This window comes from Acidovorax sp. 100, from assembly GCF_003688355.1.
Classification (GTDB): Bacteria; Pseudomonadota; Gammaproteobacteria; order Burkholderiales; family Burkholderiaceae_C; genus Acidovorax; species Acidovorax delafieldii.
This window is the reverse complement of record NZ_REFD01000001.1, coordinates 2246345-2258935: the sequence shown is the minus strand read 5'-3', so window position 1 is coordinate 2258935 and position 12591 is coordinate 2246345. Positions and strand designations below refer to the sequence as shown.

General features: G+C 64.1%; 11 protein-coding genes. 8 read left to right on the top strand and 3 right to left on the bottom strand.

Going from position 1 to position 12591, the window contains the following annotated elements:
* Positions 1-150 precede the first annotated feature (150 nt).
* The 5 genes from C8C96_RS10470 (at position 151) to flhC (ending at position 4625) form a co-directional block, all read left to right on the top strand.
* A complete protein-coding gene (locus C8C96_RS10470; protein WP_121942272.1) occupies positions 151-1305 on the top strand; it encodes an aromatic ring-hydroxylating dioxygenase subunit alpha in 1155 nt (384 codons plus the stop codon).
* Positions 1306-1445: 140 nt separating this feature from the next.
* Entirely contained in the window at positions 1446-2357 is a 912-nt protein-coding gene (locus tag C8C96_RS10465; RefSeq protein ID WP_121942271.1) for a DMT family transporter, read from the top strand.
* 101 nt (positions 2358-2458) lie between these two features.
* Complete coding sequence (locus C8C96_RS10460) at positions 2459-3364, top strand: sulfurtransferase (RefSeq protein ID WP_121942270.1); 906 nt, start codon at positions 2459-2461, stop codon at positions 3362-3364.
* 326 nt (positions 3365-3690) lie between these two features.
* Positions 3691-4017 carry a flagellar transcriptional regulator FlhD gene (gene flhD, locus C8C96_RS10455; RefSeq protein WP_015015270.1) on the top strand — a complete coding sequence of 109 codons (327 nt, stop codon included), beginning with the start codon at positions 3691-3693 and terminating at the stop codon, positions 4015-4017.
* 44 nt (positions 4018-4061) lie between these two features.
* Positions 4062-4625 (top strand): flagellar transcriptional regulator FlhC, encoded by a 564-nt coding sequence (gene flhC, locus C8C96_RS10450; RefSeq protein ID WP_015015271.1) that lies wholly within the window; start codon positions 4062-4064, stop codon positions 4623-4625.
* A gap of 167 nt (positions 4626-4792) precedes the next feature.
* Here flhC and C8C96_RS10445 read toward each other — a convergent pair whose 3' ends face one another.
* Both C8C96_RS10445 and C8C96_RS10440 read right to left on the bottom strand, forming a co-directional pair.
* Positions 4793-5374, bottom strand: coding sequence for a FlgO family outer membrane protein (locus C8C96_RS10445; RefSeq protein WP_121942269.1), 582 nt, complete (start codon positions 5372-5374; stop codon positions 4793-4795).
* Complete coding sequence (locus C8C96_RS10440; RefSeq protein ID WP_121942268.1) at positions 5371-6105, bottom strand: hypothetical protein; 735 nt, start codon at positions 6103-6105, stop codon at positions 5371-5373. Before C8C96_RS10440 ends, C8C96_RS10445 begins: the two co-directional genes overlap by 4 nt.
* 140 nt (positions 6106-6245) lie before the next feature.
* On the opposite strand from C8C96_RS10440, the gene C8C96_RS10435 reads away from it, so the two are divergent.
* The 3 genes from C8C96_RS10435 to C8C96_RS10425 all read left to right on the top strand — a co-directional run bounded on the left by C8C96_RS10435 (position 6246) and on the right by C8C96_RS10425 (position 9474).
* Positions 6246-7493 (top strand): spherulation-specific family 4 protein, encoded by a 1248-nt coding sequence (locus C8C96_RS10435; protein WP_121942267.1) that lies wholly within the window; start codon positions 6246-6248, stop codon positions 7491-7493.
* A gap of 238 nt (positions 7494-7731) precedes the next feature.
* Positions 7732-8829: an AI-2E family transporter gene (locus tag C8C96_RS10430; RefSeq protein WP_121942266.1), complete on the top strand. Its 1098-nt coding sequence runs from the start codon at positions 7732-7734 to the stop codon at positions 8827-8829.
* 351 nt (positions 8830-9180) lie between these two features.
* Positions 9181-9474 carry a DUF4148 domain-containing protein gene (locus C8C96_RS10425; protein WP_116747710.1) on the top strand — a complete coding sequence of 98 codons (294 nt, stop codon included), beginning with the start codon at positions 9181-9183 and terminating at the stop codon, positions 9472-9474.
* 206 nt (positions 9475-9680) lie between these two features.
* On the opposite strand, the gene ppc is transcribed toward C8C96_RS10425, so the two are convergent.
* Positions 9681-12470, bottom strand: a complete 2790-nt coding sequence (ppc, locus tag C8C96_RS10420; protein ID WP_121942265.1) for a phosphoenolpyruvate carboxylase — start codon at positions 12468-12470, stop codon at positions 9681-9683.
* Positions 12471-12591: the final 121 nt, after the last annotated feature.

Here is a 12591-nt window from a genome sequence, read left to right as displayed (position 1 = left end):
GTAGCGGGGGTGCGGGAATAACCCCACCGCCTATAATCCCATTCCCGTCGAGCCGGCTACCCACCCTAGCCGGTTTTCTTTTTCCAGATGCGCCTTCGCGGGCGCACCTCCCGCACTCTCTCTGTGGGGAGTCTTTAGGTCAGGTCACCCATGTCTGATTTAAGTCTTCAACTGCAGCAGGCCGCAAGCCAACTACCAGTTTCGAGCTACTTTGACGATGCGCTGTTCCAGCGCGAGCTGGAGACCATCTTCCAGCGCGGGCCCCGCTATGTGGGGCATCAATTGGCTGTGCCCAACGCGGGCGACTACTACGCACTGCCCCAGGAGGGCGAGGGCCGCGCGCTGGTGCGCAACGCCCAGGGCGGTATCGAGCTGGTCTCCAACGTCTGCCGCCACCGGCAGGCGGTCATGCTCAAGGGCAAAGGGTCGCTGAACACCCAGCAAAAGGGCAGCGCGGGCGGCAACATCGTGTGCCCACTGCACCGCTGGACGTACAACGCCAAGGGCGAGCTGCTGGGCGCACCGCATTTCGCGCACGACCCGTGCCTGAACCTCAACAACTACAAGCTGCGCGAGTGGAACGGCCTGCTGTTTGAAGACAACGGCTACGACGTGGCTGCCGACCTCGCCCAGATGGGACCACGCGCCGACCTGGACTTTGACGGCTACGTGCTCGACCACGTGGAGCTGCACGAGTGCAACTACAACTGGAAGACCTTCATCGAGGTCTATCTGGAGGATTACCACGTGGGCCCCTTCCACCCGGGCCTGGGCAGTTTTGTCACCTGCGACGACCTGCGCTGGGAGTTCGGCAAGAACTACTCGGTGCAGACCGTGGGTGTAGCCAACCGCCTCGGCAAGGCCGGCAGCCCCGTGTACGAACGCTGGCACGAAGCCTTGCTCGCCTACCGCGAGGGCAAGCCGCCCAAGCATGGCGCCATCTGGCTCACGCTGTACCCGCACATCATGGTGGAGTGGTATCCGCATGTGCTCACCGTGTCCACGCTGCACCCCATCAGCCCGACCAAGACGCTGAACATGGTGGAGTTCTACTACCCCGAAGAAATCGCTGCGTTCGAGCGCGAGTTCGTCGAGGCGCAGAAGGCCGCCTACATGGAGACCTGCATCGAGGACGACGAAATCGGCGAGCGCATGGACGCGGGCCGCAAGGCCCTGATGGCACGCGGCGACAACGAGGTGGGCCCCTACCAAAGCCCCATGGAAGATGGCATGCAGCACTTCCACGAGTGGTACCGTGAGGCGATGGGCTCGGACACCATCGACCCGGCCACGCCAAAACGCTGAATACGGCGGCAAAACCCTGCCAATCTGCAGGCCCGCCGTGGTCTGCTCTCATTACAATAGCTGCCAGTGCTTAAAAAATAAGCGCTGGCAGCTATTTTCATTTTTGCGCCCCACGGCGCGCTTCAAGAGATCACAACCCGATGCAAGCCCTCTGGATGGTGTTGGCCGCGTTCCTGTTTGCCAGCATGGGCGTGTGCGTCAAGATCGCCTCGGACTTCTTCAACTCCGCCGAGCTGGTGTGTTACCGGGGCCTCATCGGCATGTTGATTCTCTGGCTGCTGTCACGCTCGCAAAAAGTGACGCTGTCCACGCGGTACCCCGGCATGCACGCCTGGCGCAGCCTCGTGGGGGTGGCGTCGCTGGGCGCATGGTTCTACGCCATTGCGCACCTGCCGCTGGCCACCGCCATGACGCTCAACTACATGAGCAGCGTGTGGATCGCAGCTTTCCTGGTCGGCGGCACGCTGCTGGCCTGGCGGCCCTCCGCCGCCACGCCCCGGCCTGCCCTGCAAGGCCCTCTGGTGCTGACGGTGCTCACCGGGTTCGTGGGCGTGGTGCTGATGCTGCGCCCCAGCCTGGACCAGAACCAGGCGTTCGCCGGGATGATTGGCCTCATGTCCGGCTTGTCAGCCGCATTTGCCTACATGCAGGTGGTGGCGCTGTCGCGCCTGGGCGAGCCTGAGTCGCGCACCGTCTTCTACTTTGCGGCGGGCTCCGCGGTGGCGGGCGGCTTTGCCATGCTGTTCACCGGCATGTCGGACTGGCCGGGCTGGCAAGCGCTGTGGCTGCTGCCCATCGGGGTGCTGGCGGCTGGCGGGCAACTGTGCATGACCAAGGCTTACGCCAGCGCCAAGACCCAGCGCGGCACACTGGTGGTGGCCAATCTGCAGTATTCGGGCATCGTGTTTGCCGCCGTCTACAGCGTGCTGTTGTTTGGCGACAAGATCCCACCCATCGGCTGGATCGGCATGGCCCTCATCGTGGGCAGCGGCATTGTGGCCACCATCTTGCGGGCCCGGGCCGCGCCCGGCGCACCGGCCGAAGAACACTGACCGATACAAAAACCAATGCGCGCAGGCGAGGACAGTCCCCATCGGGATGGCCACAATGGAGGCCTCCCCGCCCAACCGGTTGCTTTGCACCTGATCTGCCGATGACCACCTACACCACGCTCATCTCCGCCCCCGACCTGCAAGCCCTCATCGCCAGCGGTGCGCCGCTGATGGTGTTTGACTGCAGCTTCGAACTCATGCAACCGACGGCCGGCGCGCAGCAATATGCGCAAGCCCATATCCCCGGCGCCGTGTACGCCAACCTCGACAATGACCTCAGCGCCAAGCACGGCGCACCTGGGGCCACCGGCACTGTGACGGCGCAGGAGGCCGACCAGCCCGCATCCGGCGGCCGCCACCCGCTGCCCAGCCGCGAACGTTTTGCCATGTGGCTGTCCGGCGTGGGTTTTGCCAACAACATGCAGGCCGTGGTGTACGACCGCCAGGGCGCCAACTACTGCGGCCGCCTGTGGTGGATGCTCAAATGGGCAGGCCATGACGCCGTGGCCGTGCTCGACGGCGGGCTGCAGGCCTGGCAGGCCGCCGGCGGTGCGGTCCACAGCGGAGGAGAGCCGTCGCACTTCCAGTCCCACTTTGCACTGAACGAGCCCTTGCGCCAGCTGGCCACGGCCAGCGATGTCCTGGCCCGCCTGCAGCGCCCCGAAGACCAGACCGTGATCGACGCCCGTGCCGGCGCCCGCTACCGGGGCGAGGTGGAGCCGCTGGACCCGGTGGCCGGCCACATTCCGGGTGCGCTCAACCGACCCTTTGCCGAGAACATCGGTGCCGACGGCCGCTTCAAACCCGCAGCCACGCTGCGCGCAGAGTTCGACGCCCTGCTGGCGGGCCGTGACCCGGCGACGGTGGTGCACCAGTGCGGCAGCGGTGTGAGCGCCGTCCCCAATCTGCTGGCCATGGAGATTGCCGGCCTGGGGCACACCGCGCTGTTCGCGGGCAGCTGGAGCGAATGGTGTTCAGACCCCACGCGCCCGGTCGAAAAAGGATGAACAACGCCCGCTGCGGCGTCTAAGAACGCCGCCAGTTGCAAAAGCGCAAAAAAGATGGTTTTGCAGGCGCTATCAAAACCATGAGCAGAATTCCGGGGTGGCTGTCTGTCAGTGCAGCAGACACGGCCCCCTGAAAAGCCAGCCGGCGCCTGATCTGCGTGTAGGGCAAATTCCTACACAGCCCACCGCGAAACCAGACACGCGGCACAGCCAAACCCCGACTTAATTTCTGATTGGGGCGGTTTCACAATCCATTTCAACGGATCACGCAAAACCTGCAGTCAGCAGGCAACGCAAGACCCGGTACTGGAAAAAAGGAAGCCGCCATGACCAACGAACAAATCCTCGCTGAAATCCGCGAAGCCAACCTCACCTACCTGATGCTGGCCCAAACCCTGATCCGTCAGGACAAGGCCGAAGCGGTTTTCCGTCTGGGCATGAACGAGGAGTCTGCCGATATTCTCGCTTCGCTGTCGGCAGCGCAAGTGATGAAACTGGCCTCCCGCAACACGCTACTTTGCAGCTTCCGCGTGGACGACAACCTCGTGTGGAGCTTGCTGACCAACCACTCGGCCAAGAAGGTGGGCAACGACGCCACCAACACCCTGCACGCCAACATACTGATGGCCAGCCGCGTGTCGGAAGTGCTCTGAAGCACTAGCCCGCAGCGTTGTCCCGTTCTCACCGAAAGCCCGCCATGTCCTCCACCACCACCGCCGCCGCCAAAGCCCCTGTCAAAAGCGTTCTGAATGAATCCAAGCAGATCGAACGCGCAGCCATGCTGATCCAGATGGGCGCCCGCATGCAGGTGCTGGAGTCCGAGACCACGCTGTCGTATGAACGCCTGATCCGCCTGTACAAGGAGATCGCGGGCAAGTCGCCCTCCAAAGGCCAGCTGCCCTTCTCCACCGACTGGTTCCTGACCTGGCAAGAGAACATCCACAGCTCGCTGTTTTTGAACATCTACGAGTACCTGTCCAAGGGCGTGGACCTGGATTCGGTGGAGCTGCTGACCAAGGCCTACCGCCTGTACAACGAGCAAGTCGCCACGGCCGAGATCGAACCCCTGCTGTCCTTCACCCGCGCCTGGCGCCTGGTGAAATTCGTGGACGCCGGCATGTTGACCCGCACCAAGTGCAGCCAGTGCAGCGGCCAGTTCGTGACCGAGCTGTACGAAAACCGCCATTTCACCTGTGGCCTGTGCAACCCACCCGCCCGTGCCGGCAAGAGCAAGACCGCCGGCGCGCTGATGCTGCATTGATTGACACCTTGGCGTGATTTTTGAGCCAAAAGTGCCCGATGCGCTAGTGCGTATTGCCGCTCTAGCTATTGATTAGATAGCAAACAAACAAGGCCCTTTTCGGGGCCTTTTTGCTTTCTGCTGTCTGCCGATGGAATGTGGTGCAAGGCAGAACGCCGAGCCACCCATCAACGCCCCGCAAGCAAGGTGCGCACGTTCTCGTCCACGGGCACTGCGTAGTTGTGCGCCGCAATCACATGGTTGCCCACCGGGTTCACCAGCTTAAGGCTGATGTACACCACCGAGGCCGACACCGCGTACGTGCCCACAACCACGGCCTGCGCGTTCTGCGCCTGGCTGACCTCCCGCACCTCGCGCGACAGCAGCAACTCGCCCTGTTCCCGGTGCAGCACCAGGTTGTCGCGCAGCTTCACCTCCGTCACGCGCAGCCCGCGCTGCACCATGCGCCCCGCGATCTGCTCCGAAAAGATGCGCCCCAGCCGCGACGACTCGTTGAGCCGGTCCACATTGACCAGGGTGGCCACCAACAGCGGCTGGCTCGCGTCCAGCGGAGCGTTGAGCAGCAAGGCATCCGTTGCCCGGTCGTTCACCTCGATCAGGTCGGTGCGCGACACGCCACCCGCACGGTCGCCGTAGTAATAGCTGTGGACCGGGTTGGTCGAGCAGCCCTGCACCGCCAGGGCCGACACCACCACCATGCCCAAGCACCACGCGGACCTGAGCTTGCCGGGATGGAAACGGCGCATCATGGTGCCACCACCCGCCAGGTTTTAACGGGGGTGGGCGCCGGTGCGGGCACCAAGACCTCTGGCTGGTACAGCGCGGCATCTTCGCGCTCGATGTAGTACAGGTCTGCGGAACCAGCCAAATAACGGTCACGGCTCTTGAGTGTCGTAGTGATCAGAACTTCAGTCCGCGTGGGCCCGCCCGCTGCGGCACCTTGCGTGTACAGATGGGCCATGTCCAATGCCAAACCCGCCCCCACCCCCAGTGCTGTCGCAACGCCTGGGAGCAAAGTGCGATCCGAATAGTGCACCTTCCAGTCACGCCATACCCCCACGCCGGTCCCGATGAGGGTCCCAGCGATCGGGACAGGGAAATTGGGCGGAACACCGGCCAGGTGTTGGACCACCTGGGTCTGCACCTCCAGCTCCACCGCAGTAGGAACCGTGGAAAGGACAACGCCGCGGTTCAACAAATGCACTGTCAGCAGTTTGAGGAAACCCGCGTTGAAGCTGGATTTGTCCGCCACCGTCACGTGAACGGGGTACTCGCCTGCAGGCCAGGACGCGATCTTCTCGGCAACTCGCCCAGCCACATCGCCAGCCAGCACATCCCAGTGGTGCACGGCGCGGGCCTTTTTCTGACCAGTAGCAGGATAGTTGTCGGCGCGTGGCACGTCCAGGGTGCCGCAGCCAGCCAGCAGCGTTGCTGCCAGCAACGGCACAACGGTCGAAATGCGCAGGAGGGAAGATCGCATGGGGCCATGTTAGTGGCGCCAGCCATCCGTGATCGGCATAACAAAGCCGTCTTTCCCCACCTTAAGCCGCGATTTCAGCGCTTGGTGACGCCACTACAAGCACTCACAATAGCCGTACACCCAATAAACCCCGGAAGACCATGCACACCAAGAACACGACACAACGCCTCGCGTCCCTGCTGGCCTTGACCGCCGCGCTGGCTGGCTGCGGCGGCGGATCGGACAAAACTGCCACGCCCGCGCCGCCTGCACCGCCACCTCCGCCTGCTGCGGCCCCCGTCAGCGTGAGTTTCGTGCAGTCCGCCAACAACGTGCTTGAACCCAGCAGCTCGGAGCCTCTGTCCGTCAATGTCTCTACGAACGGCAGCGCCGCGCCAAACGGCACCGCTGCCACCTTCGCCGTGAACCCCAGCACTGCCGGCACCCTGGCCCCTGTGGCACCCACAACGGTTGGTGGTGTCGCCAGCACCACCTTGACGGTCAGCAGCTTGCCGCCCACCGCGACATTTCAGGTGACAGCCACTGCCACCAGCAGCGCCAACTCGGCCAGTGACAGCCTGACGTACTATGTGCGCCCCGCTCACAAGCCGCTGCAGGTGTTGGTCCCCGCCTATTTCACGGCCACCGGTACATCGTCCCCCTGGGCCACGCTGACGAGCGGAGCGACCAGCTATCCCGATGTTCAGATCAACGTCATCGCCAGCACCAACAGCGGCATCCTGACAGCGTCCACCAAGGAAGACACCGACCTCACCACCGCAGTCAAAGCCTTCAGGGCGGTGTCAGGCACCAGCAACCGCGTGATCGGGTATGTGGCAACCTCATCGAGCAGCGGCGGCACACTCTCCGTCGCCGACATCAAGGCCACCATCGACAACTACATCAGGCTCTATCCCAAACTGCTTGATGGCTTTTTTCTGGACGGCATGGCCACCGACAGCGCGCGGGTCGCTTACTTCCAGGACATCTACAACTACGTCAAGGGATTGACCTCGGGCATGAGTACGGGTGCCAGCGCTCCAGGCACCCCTCTCCTGGTTGGCAATCCTGGCACCTACCCTGTCCCGGCCTACGCCGCGGTTGCTGATACGCTGGTGACCTACGCGGGCAATTCAGCCGCGTACCAGAACGTGGATCCACAGCCGTCGAGCACCTGGGTCTATGCCAAGGCCAACACAGCGCAAGCGATGCTGGTGCACTCGGCCAGCACCTGCACCGAGATGCAAGCGGCCGTAAAGAATGCGAACCGCCCACGCCTGAACACGGGCATGGTGTACGCCACCAACCTGGCTATCGGAGCCCCATGGTCGGCGCTGCCCACCTATTGGCCACAGTTGCTGGGCACCGTAGATGCCCTCAACAAGGAACGCACCTTGCCGCTCTGCTGAGGACCGTGGGCCATGCCGTACCAAGCGCTGAACGCCTACATGCATTGTTTGTAGGCCCCCTCACAATCGGCGCATGACGACTGAGCCCACTACCACGCCCTCCTCGCAAACTCCCCTGGAGGAGGGGCAAGCAACAGCCGCATCGGCAGCAGACGCTGCACCCCGCCAGGACTCCGATGCCCCTGAAATAGCAGGGTACGCCCCGGCAGCCGGTCCGGCGTCCCACGCAGCCCCTCTCATGCTCCACATGCCCGTGGACGTGCGCAACCTCTCCCTCGCGTTGCTGGCACTGTTCGCCAGCGTCGCGCTGCTGCACTGGGCCAGTGCGGTGTTCATCCCGATCATGCTGAGCTTGTTGCTGACCATTGCGCTGCGGCCAGCGGTGGAGATGATGGCCCGGTGGCATGTGCCGCGGGCGCTGGGGGCAGGCTTGTTGCTGGTGGCCATCGTCGCCGGGCTGGCCAGCACGGCCTGGTCGCTCAGCGACGGGGCGGCCCAACTGGTGGACTCGGTTCCTGTCGCCGCCAAGAAGGTCCGCGACAACCTCAAGGCACGCGCGGGTGGCAGCAGTCCGCTGGACACTGTGCAGAAGGCGGCCACCCAGATCGAGCAGGCCGCCAACGAAAACAGCGCCGCCAGCACAGCGCCCCGCCGGGGCGTGCAGCGGGTGATCGTGGAGCGCCCGCCCTTCAACATCCGCGACTACCTGTGGAGCGGCACCATGGGCCTGATGTCGGCGCTGGGGCAGCTGATGGTGGTGGTGTTCCTGACCTACTTCGCTCTCGCCTCGGGCAACCTGTTCCGGGACAAGCTGCTGCGCATTGCGGGCACCAGCCTGGAGCGGCGCAAGGTCACCATCCATGTGCTGCAGGACATCACCCAGCAGATACAGCGTTATCTGCTGCTGCAGGTGTTCACCAGCGTGCTGGTCGGCCTGGCCACCGGCGCGGCCTATTGGGCATTGGGGCTGGAAAACGCCGCCGTATGGGGGGTGGTGGCAGCCGTGCTCAACCTCGCGCCATACATCGGCTCGGCGCTGGTTACGGGGTCCTCGGCCCTGGTGGCTTTCTTGCAGTTTGGCACGCTCGACATGGCCATGGCCATTGGCGGTGCCTCGCTGGTCATCCACACACTGATCGGCAACCTGCTGACCCCCTGGCTCACCAGCCGCACCAGCAGCATGAGCCCCGTGGCCGTGTTCATCAGCGTGCTGGCCTGGGGCTGGCTGTGGGGCCTGTGGGGACTGCTGCTGGGCATCCCGGTGATGATGGCCGTGAAGGCCGTGTGCGACCGGGTGGAAGACCTGAAGGCCGTGGGCGAGTTGCTGGGCGACTGAGCGACTTGGCCACCGAGCGACGCAGCGTCTGCCACTGACGCCGTCACTGCGGCTCGGGCCGTCCGGATCTCTGCACCTGTTCCACACGTGGACTCTGGCCTCGCACCAGAGATGCAGCTCCCCGAATTACCGAACACCAGGGCGCAACTGCGCCACCCAACTGTCGTTGGTGATTGTTTCCAATACTGGAACAGTTAGTTTGCGACTGGGTGGTTTTTCCCTGAACACCATCGGCGTACAGTTCATCCCATCGATGAGCCGAACCCGCAAGGCGACTCACCGAACCCGGTTCAGAAATGGTTTTTGACCCGGCTTTTTTGAGACGCTTTTTAACTTTCAAGGATTTTCATCATGAACAAGACCGCCCGTTTCCTCTCCGTCGCTGCTGTTGCCGCTTTCGCCGCTTTTGGTGCCCATGCTGACGAAGCCGATGGCTCGCAATTTGCACTGAAGTTCGACACGAACCGCACCCGCGCTGAAGTGGCTACCGAAGCTGCCACCGTGGCTCAAACACGCAGCATCGAGCCTGCTGGCTCGCGTGTGGTGACCTATAAATCCACCGCTGACCGTGCTGCCGTGCGTGCCCAGGCCGCTGAAGCCGTGCGCACCGGCCAGATCCCTTCGGGCGAATTCAGCGCCATGTAATCGCATGACCGATTGACGCAGTTGCGGGACTTCCCATGGTGGTGGCACTTCGCGCGGTGCGGATGCTGCTGCCATGGGAGGTGTTTTAGACACACAGTTCCACACTGGCCAAACAAACTGGGCTCCCATTGGGAGCCCTTTTTGTTGTGGGTGCCCGCGATAGCAGCAGGCTGGAAAGTGCGGGTTCGGACCGCTGTGCCCGCAGATCAGCCCGTATTGCGCAGCCCCGCTGCAATCCCGTTGATGGAGATGTGGATCCCGGTCTGCACCCGCTCGTCGCCCTGCCCTGCGCGCCAGCGGCGTACCAGCTCGACCTGCAAGTGATGCAGCGGATCGATGTACGGGAAGCGGTGCTTGATGGACCGCGCCAGCGCGGTGTTGTGCGTCAGGCGCTGCTTGTCGCCGGTGATGCGGGTGAGCGCATCGGCCGTGCGGTGCCACTCGGCCTCGATGCTGGTAAACACCTTTTTGCGCAGGCGCGCATCGGTCACGAGTTCGCTGTAGCGTGACGCCAGGGCCAGATCACTCTTGGCCAGCACCATGTCCATGTTGGACAGCAGGGTGCGGAAGAACGGCCACTGGCGGTACATCTTCTGCAGCAGCGCCAGCTGGGCCTTGGGGTCCTTGCCTTCGGTGTTGATGAAGGCTTCCACCGCAGAACCGAAACCGAACCAGCCGGGCAGCGTGAGGCGGCACTGGCCCCAGCTGAAGCCCCAGGGGATGGCGCGCAGGTCTTCGATCTTCTGGCTGGCCTTGCGCGATGCGGGGCGGGAGCCGATGTTCAGCTCGGCAATCTCGCGGATGGGCGTGGAGTTGAAGAAGTAGTCGGTAAAGCCCGGGGTCTCGTACACCAGCGCACGGTAGCTGCCCATGCTGGCCAGCGAGAGCTGCGCAGCAGCATCCAAAAACGCCTTGGTGGCGGGCTTGGTGGGCTGCAGCAGGGTGGCTTCGAGCGTGGCGGCGACCAGAGTTTCCAGGTTGCGTCGGCCGATTTCGGGGTTGGCGTATTTGGAGGCGATGACTTCGCCCTGCTCCGTCAGACGGATCTGGCCGCGCACGGTGCCAGGGGGCTGCGCCAGGATGGCCTGGTAGCTCGGGCCGCCGCCCCGGCCCACGGTGCCGCCCCGGCCATGGAACATGCGCAGCTGGATGCCGTGGGTGGTGGCGAGTTCATCGAAGAGTTCGACGAGGGCGATCTCGGCGCGGTACAGCTCCCAGTTGCTGGTGAAGATGCCGCCGTCTTTGTTGCTGTCGCTGTAGCCCAGCATGATGTCCTGCTCGCCGCCGCTGCGCTGCACCAGCGCGGCCACGCCGGGCAGGCTGTAGAACTCGCGCATGATGGGCGCGGCATTGCGCAGGTCTTCGATGGTTTCGAACAGGGGCACCACGATAAGGTGGTTCTTCGACTCGGCATCCAGGGTGCCGCTCATCAGGCCCACTTCCTTTTGCAGCAGCAGCACTTCGAGCAGGTCGCTCACCGTTTCGGTGTGGCTGATGATGTAGTGGCGGATGGCCTCGTGGCCAAAGCGCTCGCGCATCACACGGGCGGTTTCAAAAATGGCCAGCTCGCCCTGGGCATGGGCGGAATACTCGGCCCCCACCACGCGCAATGGGCGCGCGTCGTTCAGCAGCTTGATCAGCAGCGCGCGCTTGGCGGCCTCTTGCAGGTTGGCATAGTTGGGCTCGATACGGGCCTTGGCCAGCAGCTCGGCCACCACCTCTTCGTGCTTGTCGGAGCTTTGGCGCAGGTCCACCGTGGCCAGGTGGAAGCCAAACACTTGCACGGCGCGGATCAGCGGGTGCAGTCGCTCGGCAGCCAAGGCCTGGCCATGGTGGGACTGCAGCGAGGCCTCGATCACCCGCAGGTCGGCCAGGAACTCCTCGGCACTGGCATAGGCGTTTTGTGGCGCCACCGCATGGCGCGCGGCCTCGCCACCGGTCAGATCCTTGAGCGATGCGGCAAGGCGCGCATAGATGCCGGTGAGCGCACGGCGGTAGGGCTCGTCCACGCGGTGTTCGTTCGTGTCGGGCGAGCGCTGGGCCAGGGCCTCCATCTCGGCCGACACCTGCACCAGGCGGGCCGACAGCGACAGCTCTCCGCCCAGGTAGTGCACCTCGGTCAGGTAGTGGCGCAGGGCCACTTCGGCCTGGCGGCTCAGGGCATATTGCAAGGTCTGCGCGGTGACGTTGGGATTGCCGTCACGGTCGCCACCAATCCACTGGCCCATGCGCAAGAAGCTGTGCACAGGGTACTGGCCCAGCTCGTTTTCCAGGTCCGCATAGATCTTGGGGATCTCACGCAGAAAAGTGGCTTCGTAATAAGAAAGCGCGTTTTCGATCTCGTCAGCCACCGTGAGCTTGCTGTAGCGCAGCAGGCGCGTCTGCCACAACTGCGCCACGCGGGCCCGCAGCAGGGCTTCGTTGGCAGCCAGCTCGCGCGGGGTGAGCGCGTCCTTGGCACTGTTGTAGAGCTGGGCGCGCACCTGGATGTCGTCGCGCGTGGCCAGCAACTGGGCGATGTCGCGCTCGGCATCCAGAATGCTCTTGCGCTGCACCTCGGTGGGGTGGGCCGTGAGCACGGGGGCCACGTAGCTGCCCGCCAGCGTCTGCGAAATCGTCTTGGGCGCAATGCCAGCCCAGCGCAGGCGCGAGAGGGCGACCTCGATGCTGCCCTCTTGCGTGTCGCCTGCGCGCTCGTGCACAGCGCGGCGGCGGATGTGGTGGCGGTCTTCGGCCAGGTTGGCCAGGTGGCTGAAATAGGTGAAGGCGCGGATCACGCTCACCGTCTGGTCGCCCGACAGGGACTTGAGCAGCTTCTTGAGCGCGCGGTCGGCCTCCTGGTCGGCGTCGCGGCGGAAGGCCACGGAGAGCTTGCGGACCTGCTCGACCAGCTCATAAGCCTCCACCCCCTCCTGCTCACGGATCACGTCGCCCAGAATGCGGCCCAGCAGGCGGATGTCATCAATCAGGGGCTGGTCCTTGTCGGATCGTTTCATGCAGGAGTCTCCGGGATGGGTGGGATGGCCTGGCGCGTTGAGCCCGCATGGCCGCAGGCCGCACCAGCCCCAGTGCGGGCGCATGCTAGCATCCTGCGCCGCTGAATAATTACAAACAGGT

What these genes read in the sequence shown, in the direction of transcription:
- C8C96_RS10470 (WP_121942272.1), top strand. Translation starts at nt 151, where the DNA reads ATGTCTGATTTAAGTCTTCAACTGCAGCAGGCCGCAAGCCAACTACCA.
- C8C96_RS10465 (WP_121942271.1), top strand. Translation starts at nt 1,446, where the DNA reads ATGCAAGCCCTCTGGATGGTGTTGGCCGCGTTCCTGTTTGCCAGCATG.
- C8C96_RS10460 (WP_121942270.1), top strand. Translation starts at nt 2,459, where the DNA reads ATGACCACCTACACCACGCTCATCTCCGCCCCCGACCTGCAAGCCCTC.
- flhD (WP_015015270.1), top strand. Translation starts at nt 3,691, where the DNA reads ATGACCAACGAACAAATCCTCGCTGAAATCCGCGAAGCCAACCTCACC.
- flhC (WP_015015271.1), top strand. Translation starts at nt 4,062, where the DNA reads ATGTCCTCCACCACCACCGCCGCCGCCAAAGCCCCTGTCAAAAGCGTT.
- C8C96_RS10445 (WP_121942269.1), bottom strand. Translation starts at nt 5,374, where the DNA reads ATGATGCGCCGTTTCCATCCCGGCAAGCTCAGGTCCGCGTGGTGCTTG.
- C8C96_RS10440 (WP_121942268.1), bottom strand. Translation starts at nt 6,105, where the DNA reads ATGCGATCTTCCCTCCTGCGCATTTCGACCGTTGTGCCGTTGCTGGCA.
- C8C96_RS10435 (WP_121942267.1), top strand. Translation starts at nt 6,246, where the DNA reads ATGCACACCAAGAACACGACACAACGCCTCGCGTCCCTGCTGGCCTTG.
- C8C96_RS10430 (WP_121942266.1), top strand. Translation starts at nt 7,732, where the DNA reads ATGCTCCACATGCCCGTGGACGTGCGCAACCTCTCCCTCGCGTTGCTG.
- C8C96_RS10425 (WP_116747710.1), top strand. Translation starts at nt 9,181, where the DNA reads ATGAACAAGACCGCCCGTTTCCTCTCCGTCGCTGCTGTTGCCGCTTTC.
- ppc (WP_121942265.1), bottom strand. Translation starts at nt 12,470, where the DNA reads ATGAAACGATCCGACAAGGACCAGCCCCTGATTGATGACATCCGCCTG.